The sequence below is a fragment of the Pseudomonas sp. NPDC086278 genome (assembly GCF_050280905.1).
Lineage (GTDB): Bacteria > Pseudomonadota > Gammaproteobacteria > Pseudomonadales > Pseudomonadaceae > Aquipseudomonas.
Window position 1 is genome coordinate 1 of sequence record NZ_JBNNWE010000059.1, and the last position, 18,704, is coordinate 18,704.

The window sequence follows — 18,704 nt, forward strand, 5'->3', positions numbered from 1 at the left end:
ATCGGTGCAAAATCCGCGAGCTGCCCGTTGTGGGCGAAACACCAGTTGCGCCCCCACAGTTCGCGGACAAACGGATGGGTGTTGGACAGGCAGACCTTGCCGACATTGGCCTGGCGGATGTGTCCGATGACCACTTCGCTTTTGATCGGATAGCGCTGCACCAGGTTGGCGACTTCGGACTCGCAGCTCGCCGCCGGGTCCTGGAACAGGCGCAGGCCACGCCCTTCATAGAACGCGATGCCCCAACCGTCACGGTGCGGACCGGTGCGGCCGCCGCGCTGCATCAGCCCGGTGAAGCTGAAGACGATATCGGTCGGCACATTGGCGCTCATGCCCAATAACTCACACATGCTCGGAATTCTCGCTTCAGGACCGGATCACAAACGCGGCTCGACCCGCAAACGCTGAGGGTTGCTCGGCACCGGCGGGCGACCGTAGCGATCATCGCCGGCACCGCCGAAGAGCTGATCGTCCTCACGGTCGTCGGCCTTGGCCGCCGCCCTGGCAGCGGCAGCCTGTTCCTTGCGGGCATTGGACGCGCGTTCGATGGGAAAGCGGATTGCCACAAACACCAGGTAAATGCCGAACGCGATCATGCCGTACATGAACAAGTCGGAAATCGCTCGCCAGGCGTTGTTGCCGACCTTGAAGGCCAGGTCCAGCGCGGTGATGGCGATGGCCGGGGCGACTTTTTCCTTCACCGGGTCGATGATGGTCGGGCTGAACAGCAACACCGCCACCAGCAACCGCAGCGGTTCGCGCAGCCAGCGCCACATCCAGCGGGTGATGCGCATCCACACCAACAGGCAGCCTAAAGCGGCAAAGGCGTAGAGGCCCCAGGCGATCAGATAGTCGTTCTCGGTCATGGTGTCCATGGCAAGGCAGGCAAAGAGGCGCTTATAGTAACGACTTTTCGCCCGTCCGGCTTGTCCCAATACAAGCCCGCTCCCACAGGTTCGGCGCAGGCATCCAAGACCTGCGAAAACTTTATTCCGTACATCGTCCGAGAGCCCTTCATGCCCTTATCCGCCAACGTTTCCGCCGCGCCCATTGCCCACAAGGCCGATGGCGCCGACCCGTATGCCTGGCTGCAGGAACGCGACACCGACGCCGTGCTCGACTATTTGAAGGCTGAAAACAGCTATCAAGAGGCGCAAACCGCCGATCAGGCCGAACTGCGCGACACGCTGTTCGAAGAAATCAAGGGGCGGATTCTCGAAACTGACCTGTCGCTGCCCTCGCCGTGGGGCCCGTACCTGTATTACACCCGCACCACCGCCGGTGACGAATACGCCCGGCATTACCGCTGCCCGCGCCCGGCCGATGACAGCCTGCAACTCGATGAAAGCCAAGAGCAATTGCTGCTGGACCCGAACGAACTGGCAAACGGCGGCTTCTTTTCCCTGGGTGCGTTCAGTATCAGCCCGGACCACCAGCGCCTGGCCTACAGCATCGACGCCACGGGCGATGAGATTTACACGCTGTTCGTGAAGGAATTGTCCAGCGGACGGGTCAGCGAACTGGAGTTCGAGGACTGCGACGGCAGCATGACCTGGGCCAACGACAGCCTGACGCTGTTCTTCGGCGAACTGGACGACACCCATCGCCCGCACAAGCTGTTCCGTTATCGCCTGGACGGCACAGCAGCCGAAGAAGTGTTCCATGAGCCGGACGGTCGCTTCTTCCTGCATTGCTACCGCTCAAGTTCCGAACTGCAATTGCTGCTGTCGCTGGGCAGCAAGACCACCAGTGAAGTCTGGGCCCTCGACGCGGATCAGCCACACGGGGCGTTTACCTGCCTGGCGCCACGGGTCGAAGACCACGAATATGACGTCGACCACGGCACCCTGAACGGCGCCTGGACCTGGTTCATTCGCACCAACCGCGACGGCATCAACTTCGCGCTGTATCACGCCGTCGATACCGGCGTGCCGCCCGTCGAAGCCGACTGGCAAAACCTGATCGCGCACAGCGCCACGACGATGCTTGAAGGCATGAGTCTGAACGTTGGCGCCTTGACCCTGAGCCTGCGGGTCGGCGGTTTGCCGGTGATCGAGGTTCACCCGCAAGACCTGCCGAGCTACCGCGTGCAACTGCCGGATGCGGCGTACAGCCTGCACGTGCAGAACAGCCTGGAATTTGTCAGCGAGCGCATTCGGTTGCGTTACGAAGCGCTGAACCGTCCGGCGCAGGTGCGTCAGCTGGAACTGGCTAGCGGCGAACAGAAAGTGCTGAAGGAAACCCCGGTACTCGGCCCGTTCGACGCCGATGCCTACGTCAGCCAGCGCCTGTGGGCGACCGCCCCGGACGGTACGCAAGTGCCGATCAGCCTGGTGGTCAAACGCGAAGCGCTCGGCCAACCCGTGCCGCTTTATCTGTACGGCTACGGCGCTTACGGCGAAAGCCTCGACCCGTGGTTTTCCCACGCCCGTTTGAGCCTGCTCGATCGCGGCGTGGCGTTTGCCATCGCCCACGTGCGTGGCGGCGGCGAACTGGGTGAAGCCTGGTATCGCGCCGGTAAACAGGAACACAAGCACAACACCTTCAGCGACTTCATCGCCTGCGCCGAGCATTTGATCGCCAACGGGTTTACCACCCCGGCGCAACTGGCGATAAGCGGCGGCAGCGCGGGTGGCTTGCTGATTGGCGCGGTACTCAACCAGCGGCCGGAGCTGTTCGCGGCGGCAATTGCCGAAGTGCCGTTCGTCGACGTGCTCAACACCATGCTCGACCCGGATCTGCCACTCACCGTCACGGAATACGACGAGTGGGGCAATCCTGAGGAGCCGGACGTTTTTGATCGGCTCAAGGCCTACGCCCCGTACGAAAACGTCACCGCCCAAGCCTACCCGGCGACGCTGGTGATCGCCGGCTACAACGACAGCCGCGTGCAGTATTGGGAAGCGGCGAAGTGGGTGGCGAAATTGCGCGCGACCAAGACGGACGACAATCCACTGCTGCTCAAGACCGAACTGGGCGCCGGGCATGGCGGGATGAGCGGTCGATATCAGGGATTGCGTGACGTAGCACTCGAATACGCGTTTGTTTTCAAGGTTTGGCGGATTGCCTGAGGAACTTGGCTCGGCGAACAGGTCTTAAGACTTGTACGCCGGGCCCGCTCCCACAAGAGACATGCAGTGAGCCTTCAGGCCCGGAACAGCAACACATCACAAAAAAAAGACCGTGACGACATGTCAGAACCGACCTTACTGAACAATGAAATTCGCGACTGGCTGATGGACTGCGGCCTGTTCGATCAACTGCTGCCCGCCGACCTTGCGGCGGCCTCGGGCTATTTCAGCATCAGCACCGTGGCCCAGGGCGAGGAAATTTTCCACGAGGGCGATGCCGGCAGCTTCATGTGCATCATCCACACCGGCCAGGTGGCGGTGCAGAAGATCAATGGCGACGGGCAACTGGTGACCATGGCCACGTTGCGCAGCGGTCGCTCGTTCGGCGAAATGGCCGTGCTCGATGGCGAGCGACGTTCGGCCAGTTGCGTCGCCGCGAGCCAATGCCAGTTACTGAATCTGGGCAAGGATTCGCTGGAAAAAATGCTCAACGATGCGCCAAAAATCGCCGCCAAGATCATCCGCGCCCTCGCCGTTTCACTGTCCAAACGCTTGCGCATGGCCGACGGGCAACTGCTCTCGCAACAGGTCTAGCCGCCCGGCGACTTGTTTTTCGTGCTGTTCTGGTCAAGCCCCGGCAACGGCTGATCCTTTGACGGCGGGCTGGGCATTTCAATCGGCACCAGCGGCGGGCCACCACTGCCCGGGCCGGCCTTGGGCAGTGTGGTCGGGGTGGCGGGTGGATACGGCGTCGGGGTTGCGGTGCCCGGCGAACCGGGCATCGGCGCCGTGACGGCGGGAATCGTCTGCTGGGCCTGCACCGCACTTATAGAGAGCGCGGCCAAGGCAATGACCGTTAGAATAGCGCGCTTCATCAATGGCTCCGTTGGCCTTGTTGTCTGTTGCAGGCTACTCCCAACCGCGATTGTTTGCCTTCCCCCAATGCCCATTCTTCTCAAGAGCGCCCCATGAAACGTTTCGTTCTACTCGACACCGCCCCTATCCCCGAGAACGGCGGTGCCCTGTGCCTGTTCGAATACGGTGAGGATTTCGTGATCAAGATCCAGGGCGGCGACGGCGGGCAGTTGATGAACACCCGCATGCACGGCTCCGAGGATGCACTGGCCGAGATCCCGTGCCGCAAAGTCGCCGGCCGACCGAACTCGCGGGTGTTGATCGGCGGGTTGGGCATGGGCTTCACCCTCGCCTCCGCGCTTAAACATTTGGGCAAGACCGCTGAAGTGGTGGTCGCCGAACTGGTGCCGGGGGTTGTGGAATGGAACCGTGGAGCGCTGGGCGAAAAGGCCGGCCACCCGCTGCTCGACCCGCGCACCGTGATCCGCCAGGAAGACGTGGCCAAAGTGCTGCAAGCCGAGCCGCAAGGGTTTGACGCGATCATGCTCGACGTCGACAACGGCCCCGAAGGCCTGACCCAGCGCGCCAACAGCTGGCTCTACTCTGCCGGTGGCCTGAGCGCCTGCGCCAAGGCCCTGCGCCCCAAAGGCGTGCTGGCGGTGTGGTCGGCCAGCGCCGACAAGCAGTTTTCCGACAAGCTGAAGAAGGCCGGCTTCAAGGCCGAGGAAGTGCAAGTCTTCGCCCACGGCAACAAGGGCACGCGCCACACCATCTGGATTGCCGAGAAGCTCAAGGGCTGAGCTAGACTCCACCTATACCGTCATTAGTCTTTTACAAAGGTGAACCCATGAGTTCGTCAACACCGCCCAACACCTCGAAGCTGGACCGTATCCTCGCCGACAACCAGCGCGACAAGGAAATGGGTTACCGCGACAAGGCCCTGAAGATGTACCCGCACGTGTGCGGTCGCTGCACCCGCGAATTTTCCGGCAAACGCTTGAGTGAGCTGACGGTGCACCACCGCGATCACAACCACGACAACAATCCGCAGGACGGCTCGAACTGGGAGTTGTTGTGCCTGTACTGCCACGACAACGAGCACTCGCGGTACACCGACCAGCAATATTTCAGCGAAGGCTCGTTGAGCAGTCCGAAAATCGCCAAGGCGACGCATAACCCGTTTGCGGCGTTGGCCGGGTTGATGAAGAAAGAGGATTGAAGATCTCGGTGCCTGAACCGGCCCCTTCGCGAACAAGCCCGCTCCCACAATGGTTTTTTGTGTACGACACAGATCCATTGTGGGAGCGGGCTTGCTCGCGAAGAGGCCCGCCCAGACACCACCAATCTCAAACCGAACACCCCTCCCCCAATCCCCGTATAATCGCCGTTTTTTCCCCGAAGGCACCCCGCTCGTGGCAGACAAACGGTACAGCTGCATTGGTTTGTATAACCCCAAATCACCGGAAAACGTCGGCTCGGTCATGCGCGCCGCCGGCTGCTATGGCGTGGCGTCCGTGTTCTACACCGGCAAGCGTTATGAACGCGCCGCCGATTTCGTCACCGACACCAAGCGCGTTCACTACGACATCCCGCTGATCGGCATCGACGACCTGAAAAAAATCCTGCCGTTGGGTTGCGTGCCGGTCGCCGTGGAACTGGTCGAAGGCGCCCGCTCGTTGCCGGAATACACCCACCCGGACCGCGCGCTGTACATCTTCGGCCCGGAAGACGGCTCGCTCGATAAAGAGATTCGCGACTGGTGCGAAGACGTGGTCTACATCCCGACCACCGGTTGCATGAACCTGGCCGCCACCGTCAACGTCGTGCTCTACGACCGCATGGCCAAGGGACTCAACACCCGCTCCGGGGCGAAATTCCGCTGAATCCCCGCACATCCGATGGAACAAGCCGCCCGCTTCGGCAGTCAGCTTAACTATCTACAACTGAAGCGGCTGACTCAGCCCGGAGACAGATCATGAGCGAACTCAAACGCGTCGAGCGCATCGAACACACCCCGTTTCAGAGCCACCCCGAGCAGAACGTTCATGGTTGGGAACGCGTCGGTTCCCTGGCAGGTGGCGTGGTGATGATGGGCAAGGGCCTGCGTCGCGGCGGGATCTTCGGCCTGATTCAGGTGGCCATCGGCGGCGTCGCGCTGGCGCGCGGCATCACCGGGCACAGTTCGGCCAAGAGCCTGCTGGAAAAAAGCCGTCAGGACATGAACAACGTGCGGGCGAAGATCGAGCGGGCCGGGGAAGAGTTGAACAAGTTGAAGGCGAATGCCGAGGCGGCGACCAAAACCGCCACGGTGACCGGGAATGATTCGCTGAATTCGCCCAAAGCCGGGGTTTGATCCGGGAGGTGTATTGCGGCTTGTGGCCTCTTCGTCGGAACGCCGCCCGCAGCAAGCCCGCTCCCACAGTTGATCCGGGTCGTACACCAGACCACTGTGGAAGCGGGCTTGCTGCGGGCGGCGTGCCGACGAAGGCGGTATTACTGAAGCAACTCGGTATCGAGCACCTTGGAAGACTCGCCGATCACGCTTTCCGCCAGTTGAACAAATCCCTTGGTATCCACGCTTTCCAGATGCATCGCCCCGCGCAATACGTCGTCCAGCGAACGCTTGTTGCGGGTTTTGATCCGAATTTCCTGATCCAGCTCGCTCAGCAACAAGACCGCTTTGCCGATCTGTGCGGGGCTGATCTGTTCGCCCCGCAACGTTGTGACCTTCTGTCCATCCCTGATCAACTTCTTCTTCAGGCTTTCATACCGCTCATCACTCAGGCCGCCCGCGCGGCGCACCAGTTCGATGGCGTAATACTCGGCAAACCCTTCGCTGATCCAGTCGCTGCGCTGCTGGTCGTCAATGCGCCCGAACACCCGCACCAGTTCACGCACCAACGCGCTGCTGCCACTTTCGCTGACCAGCGGCAGGCGTGTGTTGAGGTAGATCGAGTCGCGCGCCGCGAGGCTGCCGCGCCACATCGGGTCATTGGCGCCGACAATCAGCAGCTTGCCCGGATGACGCGGGAATACCGCCTGCACTTGCGGCCAGACAAAGGTCAGCAACGTCAGCACGTCCATGCGGTGCATGCCCTGGCCCTGCGGCGAGGCAACGGTGACTTCGGTTTCGCCCAGACGCGTGCGACGGCTGCCGAGATGGCCGGCCAGCATCCAGCCGGTGGGACGGTCGAACAGGCGCGAAACATTGTCGACCCGGAACTTGTTCTTGCCGATGCGCGGCCAAGCGGTTTCGACGCTCTTCCAGCCAGCGGGCAGCTCGAATTCCAGGCGTGAAACCAGCTCGATGCCGTCCTGCTGATCGAGTTTGGCCGACGGCACCAGGTCATCCCCACGCATCAACGCCCAGGTCGGGGTCATGCGGGTGTCGAAGCTGCCGTTCTTGCGGACATGGCTGACGCGCACGCGGTAGGTCAGGCTGGCCTTGTCGGTAGCCGGACGCCAGACACCGCGCGTCGCTTTGCCGGGTGTGAGTTGCCATTGGCCGTCGGCCTTGAAGTCGCTGTAGCGGCTGCCGTCGCCGAGGTCGAAATCCAGGCTGCGAACCGCCGAGCCTTGGGCGAGGGTCAGCCGCACTTCGGCCTGATCGCTTTGTGGCAGCAGGCGCACGTGGTAATCCAGATCGACTTTTTTCGCCGCCCACACCGACGAACTCAGGGCCAGTAGCCCGGCGGCCAACGCCAGCCGCAATCCCACAGCCATACACACTCCTTCGTGAAACGTGAAAACCGTATGCGCTCAGCCCGCGCGGAAAATCAGATGATCTTCCCAATCGTCTTCAGGCACGCTGCCCTCGGCGAGCATGCGCCCTGATTGTGAAATCCGTTCGTGGTGCACCGCATCGCGATCACCGCAAACCAGGTGATGCCAGAACGGCAGGTCCTTGCCCTCGCTGACCAGCCGATAACCGCAGGTCGGCGGCAGCCATTTGAACTCGTCAGCCTTGCCCGGCGTGAGCTGAATGCAGTCCGGCACGAAGTCACGACGGTTGGGGTAATCGGTGCACTGGCAGGTTTTCAGGTCCAGCAACTTGCAGGCGATGCGCGTGTAATAGACCGAGTTATCGTCTTCGTCTTCGAGTTTTTGCAGGCAGCACAAGCCACAGCCGTCGCAGAGCGATTCCCATTCCTCTTGATCGAGTTGATCGAGGGTTTTGCGTATCCAGAACGGTTCGTCGTTGGCGACCATGGCTAAAACATCAACATCAGGTGGTGAAAAGGCCGCCAGTCTAGTGCGCAGAGCCCCGTGGGCCAAGCATTGGCGACTGCCGGTAGATCGGGCTTGTACGTTTTTGCGCCGCCCAGTAGGGTTTCGCGTCGCCCCTCACTTTCAAACGTAGCAAGGAATCTCTTGATGAGTGCCAGCCCACGCGTTGCCGATTACGCCATTCACCCGCAGTTCACCGATCGCTGGTCGCCCCGTGCGTTCACGGGCGAGTCCATTCCCGAAGCCACCCTGTTGAGCTTTTTTGAAGCCGCACGCTGGGCGCCTTCGGCCTACAACTCGCAGCCGTGGCGGTTTCTGTACGCGCGCCGCGATACGCCGAACTGGGAGCGGTTCCTGGGTTTGCTCAACGAATTCAACCGCGGCTGGGCGCAACACGCCTCGGCGCTGGTGATCGTGATCTCGAAAACCACGTTTGCGGCGCCGGGCGCGAGCGAAGAAACCCCGGCGCTGTGGCACACCTTCGACACCGGCTCGGCCTGGGGCCATCTGGCATTGCAAGCGAGCATCAGCGGCTGGCACACCCACGGCATGGCGGGTTTCGATCAGGACCTGACCCGTAAAGAGCTGAACATTCCCCAGTGTTACGCGCTGCACGCGGCGGTGGCGGTGGGCAAGCTGGGGGACAAGGCGACGCTGGCGGATTACCTGCAAGCCCGTGAACAACCGAGCCCGCGTCGCCCGTTGAGCGAACTGGCGGCTGAAGGCGATTTCACCCTCTAATCAACACCCTGGAACCCCTGTGGGAGCGGGCTTGCTCGCGAAAGCGGAGTATCAGTCACCATTGATACCGACTGAGACACCGCTTTCGCGAGCAAGCCCGCTCCCACAGGTTTTTTGCGGTGGTTTTAATACCCGCGATTGAAATCCACTTCCCCGCGCAATGCTTCACCCGCCTGATACGCCCGCAGGTTCTCGACAAACAGGTTGACCATCGCCGACGGTGACGTCGGCGCCGAGCTGTGACCGGTCAGCAGCAGCCCCCACGCGGTCCAGAACGGATGACGTTGCGGCAATGGTTCCTGACGGCAGACGTCAATCACCGCGCCCGCCAGATGCCCTTCTTTCAAGGCCTCCACCAGGTCGGCGTCAACCACGGCCACGCCACGTCCGACGTTGATGAACAACCCGGTCGGCTTGAATTGCTTGAACAGCGCTGCATCGTACAGGTCGTGGGTCGTGGGGGTGTTGGGCAGCAGATTGATCACGTAATCCACTTCGCCGACCAGACGCGGCAAGTCCGCCAGCGCGCCGACTTCAACAAACGGCGCCTGCTCGCGGGCTTCGCTGGCGATGCCGTACAACTCGACGCCGAACGGCAGCAGGAACTGCGCCACGGTCTGACCGATGTCGCCGGTGCCGACGATCAACACTTTGCGACCTGCCAGGCTCTGGCCCAGGCGGTTGTCCCATTTGCGCTCGACCTGGCTGACCAGCCGCGCCAGCACTTCGCGCTCGTGGCCGAGCAAGTACGTCAGCACGTATTCGGCCATGACCTGACCGAAAATCCCCACCGCCCGGGTCAGGCGATAGTCACGGGGCAAGCCGTCGGCCAGCAGCGGCGTAATGCCCGCCCAGGTCGATTGCAGCCATTGCGGCTCGTGGCCCTGTCGCAACAGGGTGGCCAGCAAGTCCGGCTGGCCCAGCCAGACGGGGCAGTCCGCCGCCAGGCGGGCCAGTTCGGCGGAGTCGCCACTGGTCAGCACTTCCAGCTCGGGTGCCGCCTGACGCAACAGTTGTGCGTACACCGGGTGATCGTGTTCAGCAATCAGAACGCGCATGTTTCAAACCTTTCAAAAACCGTGCGAAGAGCCGCCGAAGGAGTACCCCTCCCTCGTCGCAGCCATCGCTCAAAAATTATTCCAGTGTTTCACACAGACTCTGAACAGAACCTGTCTGCCGGTTACATCGGGTCGTTGCGGCGCAGCAGTTCTTCCGGCAGATGCTCGATGTACTCGTCTTCAGCCGGCGGCATTTGCAGGTGATAGCCCTGCTTGTCGAGGTTTTCCAGGACCACGGTGATGTCCTCGCGCGACAGCTTGCGCTCGGGGGTCAACACCAGATCGAAGGCGTGGTGAGGTTTGCCGAAAGCGGCCATCAGACTTTCCGGTACGCGCTCCAGTGCATCGCTTTTGAGCACATAGAGGTACATCTCGTTTTTCTTCAGGCTTCGATAAATGGAGCAAATACGTTTCAAGGCTGTTCTCCGGCGGTGGCCAGGCTGTCGAGCAGCGCCTGGCCCATCAATTCGCGGCGCCAGCCACGCAGCGAATCAGGCAATTGGTAAGGACCATTGGGGAAGCCGCTCTTGAGCAGCGCTTCCAGGGTTTTCTTGCGCAGCATCAGTTCTGGCGCAACATCCAGGCGCTCGGCTTCGGCCTGGCCCAAGGCGCGCAGTTGCTTGATCAGCGCGGCGGCGTCCACCGGCAACGGTTCCGGCACGGCCGGCGGCCACTGGTCTGGCGACACACTGGCAGAGCGCTTGATCAGATCAAGCAGAAACTCGCCGTCCTGACGCACGGTGCGCGGGTGCATGTCTTCGATTTTCGCCAGCGCGCCGAGGTTGTCCGGTTGCGTGCGTGCCAGTGGCCACAGCGAGTGCTCGCGAACAATGCGGTTGCGCGGCAGATCACGGGCGCGGGCCTCGCGTTCACGCCAGGCACAGAGTTCACGCAACACGGCGAGTTGCGCACGGGAGAGCTTCCACGCCAGTTTGGCGTCGCGATACACCTCGTACGGATCGACTTCGCGGCGCAGGTTGGCCACCAGCTCGGCACCGTCCTCCAGCACCCAGTTGTACTTGTCGTCAGACAATTTCGGCCGAAGCTGTACGAAAACTTCCGCGAGGTGCACGGCATCTTCGGCGGCATAGCTGATCTGGGTGTCGGAAAGCGGACGTTGCAGCCAGTCGGAACGGGTCTCGCCCTTGGGCAGGTCGATGTCCAGCACGGCTTGCACCAACCGCGAGTAGCCCATGGAAAAACCGAGGTTCAGGTAGGCGGCGGCCAGCTGCGTGTCGAACAGCGGCGTCGGCAGGCTGCCGGTCAGGCGCAACAATACTTCGAGGTCTTCGCTGCAAGCGTGGACGACTTTTACCACCGCCGGGTTTTCCAGCAACGCGGCCAGCGGCTGCCAGTTATCGATGGTCAGCGGATCAATCAGGTAAGCGCGTACACCATCGCCGACCTGCAGCAAGCCTGCGATCGGGTAAAAGGTGTCGACCCGCATGAATTCGGTGTCGAGGGCAACGAATGGCAGTTGCTGCCACTTGGCGCAAAACTGACCGAGGCTATCGTTGTCGCGAATCCAGTGAATATCGATGGCCACACGGCTCTCCCTTGAAGAATGGCGCGCAGTATATATCGCCCCCGGCGATTTCCGCGCCTCCACTGAACAAGAGCTTTAGCGAAAAGACCTGCTTGACGGCAAGAAATGTCTGACAAGCGGAGACTAACTTGCCTTACGCAGGACATAGACACGCATCCGCGCGCAGCCCGGCAGGAAGTCCTGATGACTGAGCACGCGGAAACCCGCGCGCTTGAATTCGCCTTCCACCTGCCCCTTGTTGGCCAGCAACCGGGGCGCGGCGCCTTGCGTACCGGAGCGCCGCAGCTTGAAATGCGCATCGACCCGAACCGCCACAATCACGGTGTCGCGGCTGACCCGATGAAACTCTTCGAGCATCGCCAGCCGATGTTCGGCGGTGTCGATGTGCTGAAACAGTTGCATGCAAAAAATGCAGTCAACCGCATTCTCGGACAAGCCAATGCTGAAGGCCGAACTCTGAAACGTCTTGATCCGCTTGAGCAGCGGCGGCGAATGATGGGTCTGGGCGTGATTGAGCATGTCCTGGGACGGGTCCGAGGCAAGGATCACGCGGTTTGCGTGTTCGGCCAACACGGGCCAGAACCGCCCGGCGCCGCACGCCACATCCAGAATCAGCCCCGGCTCGCCGGCAACCTTGAGCGCATTGCGCACCAATTGCTCGTCGCGCCAGAACGCCAGACGCCCCGCCAGACCACGCGGCTGCGCTTGAAGACAGACGCGGGCGTGTTCCTGGTCGTAGCGCCGGACGAACTCCAGTTCGATGGCGGATGGCGATGGCGCGGACATGTGCATGGGTTCTCGATGGACGATCTGCGGGCCGCAGGTTAGAGGCCGTTAAGTGAAAAAAAGGTCGAAGCGCTTAGTCCTTGGCCAACACACCGTCAATCACGGCACCACGGCATCCGGCGAACAGGTCCAGGTCCTGGTTGTAGGTCTTACTGTTGACCTCCAGCAAACCGAGCATCGAGTGGAACAGGTTGTCCTGGCTCAACGGTTTTTCGCGACTCAGTTGCAGACAGTGCGTATCCACCGAGAACGACTTTTGATAACTGTCGGAGAACCAGGCCAGCATCGCTACATGCTTCTGTTGTTCCGGCGCCAGCATGTAAGGCGTGCCATGCAGGAACAGGTTGTATTCACCCAGGGACTCGCCGTGGTCCGACAGGTAGAGCATCGCGGTATCGACTTTGTCCTGGTTCTTGCGCAGCAGATCGATCAACGTCGACAGCACGTGGTCGGTATACACCAGCGTGTTGTCGTAACCGTTGACGATACTTTCGCGGCTGCAATTGTTCAGCGCGTTACTTTCACAAACCGGGGTAAAGCGCTCGTATTCCCTCGGGTAGCGCTTGAAGTATTCCGGGCCGTGGCTGCCCATCTGGTGCAAGACCAGCACCGTGTCTTTGTCCAGGGTGTCGATAAAGTGCTGCAACCCCTGCAACAGGATTTCATCGCGGCATTCGCTGTCGGCGCACAGGGCCGGGTCTTTGAGGTTACTCACGTCGTCGAGGGTGACCCGGTCGCACGTGCCTTTGCAGCCGGACTGGTTGTCGCGCCAGATCACGTCCAGCCCCGCGCGCTTGAGCACGTCCAGCAGACCTTCTTCATTCTTCGCCGTGCTGGCGTTGTAATCCTTGCGCCCCATGTTGGAGAACATGCACGGCACGGAGACCGCTGTTTCCGTGCCGCAGGAATGCACATCGGTAAAGGCGATCAGACCGGCTTCCTTGTCCAGTTTTGGCGTGGTGTCTCGGTCGTAACCGAGGATGCCGAAGTTCTCGGCCCGGGCACTTTCCCCGACCACCAGCACGGTCAGGGATTTGCGCTCATGGGTTCGCCAGGCGGGGTTTCGCTGCGCGTCTTCACCGACCTTGATGAAGGGTTGCTGTGCCGAGACCACTTGTTCACGCAGATAACCGAAAGAAGCACCGATGTAGTTGCTCGGCACTACCATCAACCGCAACTCATGGTGATTGCGAAACAACGACGACAACCCCTGATAGTTAATCAAGGCAACACCACCTATCACGGCAACCGAGGCGACACTGACCACCGCTTTACTGAGCAACTCACGGTGCCAGCGACGATAGTTGACCGGCGTCTTCCACAGTAACCACGACGGCAAAATACCGAGCAGGAGGATATAAAACAGTAACTTTATCGAGAGTAAGTCGCGCACTTCCGTCACGTTGGTCTCGGCGAAGTTGCGCAACATGCCGGCGTCAATCAATACACCGTATTGGCTCATGAAGTAAGCGACGCCGGCGCTGACCAGAAAGATCACGCTAAGCAGCGGTTTCATTACCCGTCGAAACGCCAGCAGGGTCAGCACAATGTTGAAAGCCGCGAGGATCATCACGCCGAACGCCACGCGCATGACCAGGCCTTTGCCGTCGGACGCGGTGATTTCAAACACGTGTTGCCAGAGAACGAAATTGAATCCCGTCAACAGAAATGCACTGGCAATCAGCGTCACCCATTCCGGGCGCACGGCTTTTAATTTCAACATGGTGATCGGCGGGTCCTGAAAAGAAGTGCCTGCGGCAAATGTGAAAATTTCATTTGCCGCGACAGCACTAACTTTAAGTAGCCGACCATCAATATTTTGTGAAAAAGAAGCCAACGGTTAGTTGGCTCCTGAGGTCAAGGCAACACTTTTAAATTATTTGAGAATGGTTCAGGTTCTGTTCAGGCCTGATGCAAATACCAGCGCCAGTCTTGCTCGCCGACTTCGCCCATGAACTGCCGGTATTCGGCGCGTTTTACCGCCAGGTACACCCCCAGGAATTCACCACCGAACGCTTCCCGCGCCCAGGTCGAACCTTCCAGGGCACGCAATGTGGTCAGCCAGTCGGTCGGCAGAAACTCGGTGGCCTGGGCGTAGCCGTTACCTTCCACCGGCGCGCCAGGATCGAGTTGTTCGCGAATGCCACGATGGATGCCGGCCAGAATCGCCGCAGCGGCCAGATACGGGTTGGCGTCGGCGCCACAGATGCGGTGTTCGATATGTCGGGAGAATGCCGGCCCGCCCGGCACGCGCAAACTGACAGTGCGGTTGTCCACGCCCCAGGTCGCCGCCAGCGGGGCGTAACTGTTGGTCTGGAAGCGGCGATAGGAGTTGGCGTTCGGGCAGAACAACAGCAACGAATCGAGCAGTGTGCCGAGCATGCCGCCCACCGCATGCCTGAGCAGCGGCGTGCCGTCCGGCGCTTCGCTGGCGAACAGGTTGTGGCCGTCCTTGTCCGCGAGGCTGACGTGCATGTGCATGCCGGTGCCGGCCAGGTCATCAAAGGGTTTGGCCATGAAGCAGGCGCTCATCCCGTGTTTATGCGCGACACCTTTGACCAGCCGTTTGTAGCGCACCGCCTCGTCCATCGCTTGCAGGGCATCGGTGCGGTGTTCGAGGGTGATTTCCACCTGCCCCGGTGCGTATTCGGAAATCGCCGTGCGTGCCGGTATGCCCTGGAGCTTGCAGGCGCTGTAGAGGTCCGCCAGAAACGGCTCGATCTGCTCCAGTTCACGCAAACCGTAAACCTGCGTGGTCCGCGGCCGCCCGCCATCGACATCGCGCGCCGGTTGCGGCCGACCGTTGCTGTCGCGCTGCTGGTCCAGCAGATAGAACTCCAGCTCCGCCGCCATCACCGGGTAATAACCGTCGGCCTGTAAGCCTTCGATCACCTTGGCCAGCAAATGCCGTGGGTCGGCGATGGTCGCCGGCATGCCCTCTGTGGGGTGCATGCTGACTTGCACCGCCGCCGTCGGAATCAGCCGCCACGGCATGCGCGTCAAACTGCCGCTGATCGGGTACGCGCGACAATCGATGTCGCCGACGTCCCACACCAGCCCGGAGTTTTCCACGTCGTCGCCGTTGATGGTCAGGCCAAGAATGGTGCTCGGCAAGGGCCGGCCGGTTTCGTACACCGCCAGCAGTTCATCTCGATGCAGCAACTTGCCCCGAGGCACGCCGTTGTTGTCGAGGATGAACAACTCGAACATCTCGATATCCGGGTTCTGTTGCAGAAAGGTCAGGGCTTCTTGCGGTGTGGCGAAGGGGGTCGTGGCACTGCTCATGGGAATTCTCTTGTTTTCGCGTCAGGCAAACGCGCAAGCGTCGCCGGTCAGCTCCAGCGCAGGGTGCGCGAGCCGTAGGAACTATCAACGGAAAAGGCAGGAATCCGGCGGGCGCGCGTGACGGCAGTGCCATAGCGCCCAAAAAGCGAGTTCAGAGGGAAGTGCGACGGGACAACCGTCCATAGAAAGAACCGCAGAGAACAGATGCCCGGCAGCGTCACACGGGCGCTCACGCCGTTAAATCGGGATTTGACGAACCTTGGGTGTGAGCAGACTAAACATTTCATCCGCATCAGACACCATCCCACAGGGGGATTGTGGTGTGTCACTGGTATTTGATTTTTAAATACGACAGCAGACTTTCTGATTTGCCGCCCCGCGCCCTCGCGCGCCTAATCGACGCCTTTCTGTTCAAGGTCCGATTGATGGATAACGTCGGTGCAACTGCTCGCCCTGCCCTCTGGCTGATGATCAGCATTGTCCTTGTCGCCTTGAATCTGCGCCCGTCCATGGCCGCCGTCGGGCCGTTGCTGTCGGCCATCCGCGCGGACATCGCGCTGAGTTTCAGCCTGGCCTCGCTGCTGACCATGCTGCCGGTGATGGCTATGGGGTTGGCGATGTTTTTCGGCATTAGCGTCAGCCAACGCTTCGGCGAGCAACGCACGGTGGTCGCGTCGTTGTTGATTATTGGCCTGGCCACGGTGTCGCGGCTGTTCCTCGATTCCGCGGCTGAACTGATCCTCAGCGCCGTGCTGGCGGGCATCGGTATTGCGTTGATTCAGGCGCTGATGCCAGCGCTGATCAAATCCCGCTTCAGCGACAACGTGGCGCTGTGCATGGGTTTGTACGTGACGTCGATCATGGGCGGCGCGGCCATTGCCGCTTCGTTTGCGCCGCTGGTAATGAGCCAGACCGGCAGTTGGCGCCTGGGTCTGGCGATCTGGGCGGCGCTGGCGCTGGTGGCGTTGCTGTTCTGGCTCGCGCAACGGCGCGCGATACCGACCCTGGACGCACATTCATCGCGCAACGAATCCTTCTTCGGCAATGCCCGCGCCTGGTTACTCGCGGTCTTCTTCGGATTGGGCACCGCGTCCTACACCTGCGTACTGGCCTGGTTGGCGCCGTACTACGTGGAACAAGGCTGGAGCGAGCAAAACGCCGGCTTGCTGTTGGGCTTCCTGACCGCGATGGAGGTGGTTTCAGGCTTGCTGACACCGGCCATCGCCAACCGCAGCCACGACCGCCGCCTTGTGCTGTGGACACTGCTGGCGCTGATCATCGGCGGTTTCTGCGGGTTGATTCTCAGCCCGCAACACCTCAGCCTGTTATGGCCGTGCCTGCTGGGACTGGGCATCGGCGGCCTGTTCCCGATGAGCCTGATCGTGGCGCTGGATCATCTGCACAGCCCGCAGCGCGCGGGCGGCCTGACCGCGTTCGTGCAAGGCATTGGTTACCTGATCGCCGGACTTTCGCCGCTGCTTGCCGGCCTGCTCCGCGATCAGCTGGGCAGTTTCGAATGGGCGTGGTGGTCACTGACGGCGGTCATCGCGTTGATGATGTTGATGGTGTCGCGCTTCGACCCACGGCATTACGCCCGACACATTCACTGATTGGGTAAAGGCCTCTGGCCATGTTTGCCGGGATTAAACCCAAACGTCGTGTTCACAACATTTTCTGTCCCACAACTGACCGTGAAACTTCCTACAGGGCATTCTCCTGGCACTATCGTTCCGTTAGGATCTTTCGCACACGTTTGCGCACGGTCGGCGCAAGGAGCCCAGCGAGACGGAACGGATGCTGAACAGTAACTTGCTTAGAAAGCTCGACATGCAGGACCTCATGGTGTTTACCGCCGTGTATGAGCAAAGCAGCGTCACCGGTGTGTCCGAGGCGCTCTGCGTCAGTCAGTCCACCGTGAGTTACTGCCTGAAGAAGCTGCGTACCAGTTTCGAGGACGAGCTGTTTATCAATACCCGCACCGGCATGCGCCCCACCTACAAAGCCAGCACCATGTACACGCACGTGCTGAAGATCCTCGAAAGCATCAACCTCTGCCACGCCGGTCCCGAAGCGTTCGACCCGACGTTGCAACCGGTCACGTTCAACCTCTGTGCCCCGGAATACTTCGAACAGCTGATCCTGCCGCGCCTGTTGAAACGCTTCGACTTCGCCGACTTGCCGGTGGTGGTCAACATGCACAAATTCGAGACTGACATTCCCGCCGAAGAACTGCGCGACGGCAGCCTCGACCTGGTGATCTGTTTCGGCCCGAATTTTCACCGCAGCCACACCGATTTCAACTCGCGAATGCTGCTGGAGGACGATTTGGTGTGTGTCTTCGACAAACGCGCCACGCCGCTGGAACCGCGTTTGAGCTTGCAAGCCTTCACCGAGCGCCGGCATGTGTTCCCGACACCCTGGACGTCCACCACCAACATGGTCGATGGCTGGCTGGCGCAGCAGGCGCACAAACGGCAGATTGTCGCGCGGTCCAATAGCTACAGCGCGGCGCTGAAGATGATCACCGGCACCGACTTCATCCTGACCTTGCCTCGGCGTATCCAGCGATTGCTGGCCAACGAGGCGATTTTCAATCACTGCGAAGCGCCTGACGGCTTGCCGGGTTTCACCCTGGACATGCAGTGGAGCCAACGCGCCGATCAGGACAGCGCCAACACGTGGCTGCGCGAGCAAGTGGTCAAGGCCTGCATCGAGCAGGCAAACGCCTGAGACTCAGCGGCTGATGGCGACTTTGCTGTAGGACTCGCGATCAATGTCGAGAATCTCGACACACAGCTGAACGTCAACCCCCGCCGGCCATTCGCACAGATCCTGGACCACCGCCAGCAGGCTTTCGGACAGCTGCTTCTTGATCTGCGGCGAGCGACCGCTCAGCAGTGCCAGCTTCACATGCACAAACCCCCGCTCTCCCATCGCCGTGCCGACCTTGAACGTCTCGACCTTGATCGCACGGCCCTTGATGTCGAACTCCGCCGCGAACTGACCGGAACCCACCAGCGTGTTGTTGAGCCGGATCAACGCCACGTCGGCGTTCAGCTCGGGCAGGTTGGCGGTGTATTCCATGTGCAGATGAGGCATGACAGCGCTCCAGAAAGGTTGAGAAAGGAAAGTTCG

Annotated in this window: 21 protein-coding genes; 9 read left to right on the plus strand and 12 right to left on the minus strand. The window is 61.0% G+C overall.

Annotated elements, in window-relative coordinates:
* Both ACQKP4_RS18435 and ACQKP4_RS18440 read right to left on the minus strand, forming a co-directional pair.
* A partial coding sequence (locus ACQKP4_RS18435; RefSeq protein WP_427635082.1) for a class II glutamine amidotransferase occupies positions 1 to 350 on the minus strand: 350 nt, incomplete at its 3' end.
* A gap of 27 nt (positions 351 to 377) precedes the next feature.
* Complete coding sequence (locus ACQKP4_RS18440) at positions 378 to 875, minus strand: MFS transporter (RefSeq protein ID WP_427635083.1); 498 nt, start codon at positions 873 to 875, stop codon at positions 378 to 380.
* Between the two features lie 141 nt (positions 876 to 1,016).
* On the opposite strand from ACQKP4_RS18440, the gene ACQKP4_RS18445 reads away from it, so the two are divergent.
* Both ACQKP4_RS18445 and ACQKP4_RS18450 read left to right on the plus strand, forming a co-directional pair.
* Positions 1,017 to 3,071 (plus strand): S9 family peptidase, encoded by a 2,055-nt coding sequence (locus tag ACQKP4_RS18445; RefSeq protein WP_427635084.1) that lies wholly within the window; start codon positions 1,017 to 1,019, stop codon positions 3,069 to 3,071.
* 120 nt (positions 3,072 to 3,191) lie between these two features.
* Entirely contained in the window at positions 3,192 to 3,665 is a 474-nt protein-coding gene (locus ACQKP4_RS18450; RefSeq protein ID WP_427635085.1) for a cyclic nucleotide-binding domain-containing protein, read from the plus strand.
* On the opposite strand, the gene ACQKP4_RS18455 is transcribed toward ACQKP4_RS18450, so the two are convergent.
* The gene (locus ACQKP4_RS18455) at positions 3,662 to 3,946 is read right to left on the minus strand and encodes a hypothetical protein (protein ID WP_427635086.1); all 285 of its coding nucleotides are present in this window, start codon (positions 3,944 to 3,946) and stop codon (positions 3,662 to 3,664) included. The two genes, ACQKP4_RS18450 and ACQKP4_RS18455, sit on opposite strands and share 4 nt — an antisense overlap.
* Positions 3,947 to 4,039: 93 nt before the next feature.
* Between ACQKP4_RS18455 and ACQKP4_RS18460 the strand changes: the two genes are divergently transcribed.
* From ACQKP4_RS18460 to ACQKP4_RS18475, 4 genes are all read left to right on the plus strand, one after another.
* Entirely contained in the window at positions 4,040 to 4,726 is a 687-nt protein-coding gene (locus ACQKP4_RS18460; RefSeq protein WP_427635087.1) for a spermidine synthase, read from the plus strand.
* Between the two features lie 47 nt (positions 4,727 to 4,773).
* Complete coding sequence (locus tag ACQKP4_RS18465; protein ID WP_427635088.1) at positions 4,774 to 5,145, plus strand: YajD family HNH nuclease; 372 nt, start codon at positions 4,774 to 4,776, stop codon at positions 5,143 to 5,145.
* 193 nt (positions 5,146 to 5,338) lie between these two features.
* Positions 5,339 to 5,809, plus strand: coding sequence for an RNA methyltransferase (locus tag ACQKP4_RS18470; protein WP_010462134.1), 471 nt, complete (start codon positions 5,339 to 5,341; stop codon positions 5,807 to 5,809).
* A gap of 92 nt (positions 5,810 to 5,901) precedes the next feature.
* Complete coding sequence (locus ACQKP4_RS18475) at positions 5,902 to 6,279, plus strand: YgaP family membrane protein (RefSeq protein WP_427635089.1); 378 nt, start codon at positions 5,902 to 5,904, stop codon at positions 6,277 to 6,279.
* A 140-nt stretch (positions 6,280 to 6,419) separates the two neighbouring features.
* Here the strand turns inward: ACQKP4_RS18475 and ACQKP4_RS18480 are convergent, their stop codons facing one another.
* Both ACQKP4_RS18480 and ACQKP4_RS18485 read right to left on the minus strand, forming a co-directional pair.
* Positions 6,420 to 7,649, minus strand: coding sequence for a hypothetical protein (locus tag ACQKP4_RS18480; RefSeq protein WP_427635090.1), 1,230 nt, complete (start codon positions 7,647 to 7,649; stop codon positions 6,420 to 6,422).
* A 36-nt stretch (positions 7,650 to 7,685) separates the two neighbouring features.
* Positions 7,686 to 8,135, minus strand: coding sequence for a YcgN family cysteine cluster protein (locus ACQKP4_RS18485; RefSeq protein ID WP_427635091.1), 450 nt, complete (start codon positions 8,133 to 8,135; stop codon positions 7,686 to 7,688).
* A 165-nt stretch (positions 8,136 to 8,300) separates the two neighbouring features.
* Between ACQKP4_RS18485 and ACQKP4_RS18490 the strand changes: the two genes are divergently transcribed.
* Positions 8,301 to 8,894, plus strand: coding sequence for a nitroreductase family protein (locus ACQKP4_RS18490; protein ID WP_427635092.1), 594 nt, complete (start codon positions 8,301 to 8,303; stop codon positions 8,892 to 8,894).
* Positions 8,895 to 9,019: 125 nt separating this feature from the next.
* On the opposite strand, the gene ACQKP4_RS18495 is transcribed toward ACQKP4_RS18490, so the two are convergent.
* The 6 genes from ACQKP4_RS18495 to ACQKP4_RS18520 form a co-directional block, all read right to left on the minus strand.
* Complete coding sequence (locus ACQKP4_RS18495) at positions 9,020 to 9,952, minus strand: D-2-hydroxyacid dehydrogenase (RefSeq protein ID WP_427635093.1); 933 nt, start codon at positions 9,950 to 9,952, stop codon at positions 9,020 to 9,022.
* Between the two features lie 122 nt (positions 9,953 to 10,074).
* Positions 10,075 to 10,368, minus strand: a complete 294-nt coding sequence (locus ACQKP4_RS18500) for a YcgL domain-containing protein (protein WP_008036150.1) — start codon at positions 10,366 to 10,368, stop codon at positions 10,075 to 10,077.
* Entirely contained in the window at positions 10,365 to 11,498 is a 1,134-nt protein-coding gene (gene rnd / locus ACQKP4_RS18505) for a ribonuclease D (protein WP_427635094.1), read from the minus strand. Before rnd ends, ACQKP4_RS18500 begins: the two co-directional genes overlap by 4 nt.
* Before the next feature lie 123 nt (positions 11,499 to 11,621).
* The gene (locus tag ACQKP4_RS18510; RefSeq protein ID WP_427635115.1) at positions 11,622 to 12,284 is read right to left on the minus strand and encodes a class I SAM-dependent methyltransferase; all 663 of its coding nucleotides are present in this window, start codon (positions 12,282 to 12,284) and stop codon (positions 11,622 to 11,624) included.
* 73 nt (positions 12,285 to 12,357) lie between these two features.
* The gene (locus ACQKP4_RS18515; protein ID WP_427635095.1) at positions 12,358 to 14,007 is read right to left on the minus strand and encodes a phosphoethanolamine transferase; all 1,650 of its coding nucleotides are present in this window, start codon (positions 14,005 to 14,007) and stop codon (positions 12,358 to 12,360) included.
* 179 nt (positions 14,008 to 14,186) lie between these two features.
* Positions 14,187 to 15,569, minus strand: coding sequence for a glutamine synthetase family protein (locus tag ACQKP4_RS18520; protein ID WP_427635096.1), 1,383 nt, complete (start codon positions 15,567 to 15,569; stop codon positions 14,187 to 14,189).
* 425 nt (positions 15,570 to 15,994) lie between these two features.
* On the opposite strand from ACQKP4_RS18520, the gene ACQKP4_RS18525 reads away from it, so the two are divergent.
* Together ACQKP4_RS18525 and ACQKP4_RS18530 are read left to right on the plus strand one after the other, a co-directional pair.
* Entirely contained in the window at positions 15,995 to 17,179 is a 1,185-nt protein-coding gene (locus tag ACQKP4_RS18525) for a cyanate transporter (protein ID WP_427635097.1), read from the plus strand.
* A gap of 184 nt (positions 17,180 to 17,363) precedes the next feature.
* The gene (locus ACQKP4_RS18530) at positions 17,364 to 18,299 is read left to right on the plus strand and encodes a LysR substrate-binding domain-containing protein (RefSeq protein ID WP_427635098.1); all 936 of its coding nucleotides are present in this window, start codon (positions 17,364 to 17,366) and stop codon (positions 18,297 to 18,299) included.
* 3 nt (positions 18,300 to 18,302) lie between these two features.
* Here ACQKP4_RS18530 and ACQKP4_RS18535 read toward each other — a convergent pair whose 3' ends face one another.
* Complete coding sequence (locus tag ACQKP4_RS18535; protein WP_427635099.1) at positions 18,303 to 18,668, minus strand: 5-carboxymethyl-2-hydroxymuconate Delta-isomerase; 366 nt, start codon at positions 18,666 to 18,668, stop codon at positions 18,303 to 18,305.
* Positions 18,669 to 18,704 lie beyond the last annotated feature (36 nt).

Coding starts and splice junctions, on each gene's coding strand:
- ACQKP4_RS18440 (WP_427635083.1), bottom strand. CDS start 875: ATGGACACCATGACCGAGAACGACTATCTGATCGCCTGGGGCCTCTAC.
- ACQKP4_RS18445 (WP_427635084.1), top strand. CDS start 1,017: ATGCCCTTATCCGCCAACGTTTCCGCCGCGCCCATTGCCCACAAGGCC.
- ACQKP4_RS18450 (WP_427635085.1), top strand. CDS start 3,192: ATGTCAGAACCGACCTTACTGAACAATGAAATTCGCGACTGGCTGATG.
- ACQKP4_RS18455 (WP_427635086.1), bottom strand. CDS start 3,946: ATGAAGCGCGCTATTCTAACGGTCATTGCCTTGGCCGCGCTCTCTATA.
- ACQKP4_RS18460 (WP_427635087.1), top strand. CDS start 4,040: ATGAAACGTTTCGTTCTACTCGACACCGCCCCTATCCCCGAGAACGGC.
- ACQKP4_RS18465 (WP_427635088.1), top strand. CDS start 4,774: ATGAGTTCGTCAACACCGCCCAACACCTCGAAGCTGGACCGTATCCTC.
- ACQKP4_RS18475 (WP_427635089.1), top strand. CDS start 5,902: ATGAGCGAACTCAAACGCGTCGAGCGCATCGAACACACCCCGTTTCAG.
- ACQKP4_RS18480 (WP_427635090.1), bottom strand. CDS start 7,649: ATGGCTGTGGGATTGCGGCTGGCGTTGGCCGCCGGGCTACTGGCCCTG.
- ACQKP4_RS18485 (WP_427635091.1), bottom strand. CDS start 8,135: ATGGTCGCCAACGACGAACCGTTCTGGATACGCAAAACCCTCGATCAA.
- ACQKP4_RS18490 (WP_427635092.1), top strand. CDS start 8,301: ATGAGTGCCAGCCCACGCGTTGCCGATTACGCCATTCACCCGCAGTTC.
- ACQKP4_RS18495 (WP_427635093.1), bottom strand. CDS start 9,952: ATGCGCGTTCTGATTGCTGAACACGATCACCCGGTGTACGCACAACTG.
- ACQKP4_RS18510 (WP_427635115.1), bottom strand. CDS start 12,284: ATGTCCGCGCCATCGCCATCCGCCATCGAACTGGAGTTCGTCCGGCGC.
- ACQKP4_RS18515 (WP_427635095.1), bottom strand. CDS start 14,007: ATGTTGAAATTAAAAGCCGTGCGCCCGGAATGGGTGACGCTGATTGCC.
- ACQKP4_RS18520 (WP_427635096.1), bottom strand. CDS start 15,569: ATGAGCAGTGCCACGACCCCCTTCGCCACACCGCAAGAAGCCCTGACC.
- ACQKP4_RS18525 (WP_427635097.1), top strand. CDS start 15,995: ATGGATAACGTCGGTGCAACTGCTCGCCCTGCCCTCTGGCTGATGATC.
- ACQKP4_RS18530 (WP_427635098.1), top strand. CDS start 17,364: ATGCTGAACAGTAACTTGCTTAGAAAGCTCGACATGCAGGACCTCATG.
- ACQKP4_RS18535 (WP_427635099.1), bottom strand. CDS start 18,668: ATGCCTCATCTGCACATGGAATACACCGCCAACCTGCCCGAGCTGAAC.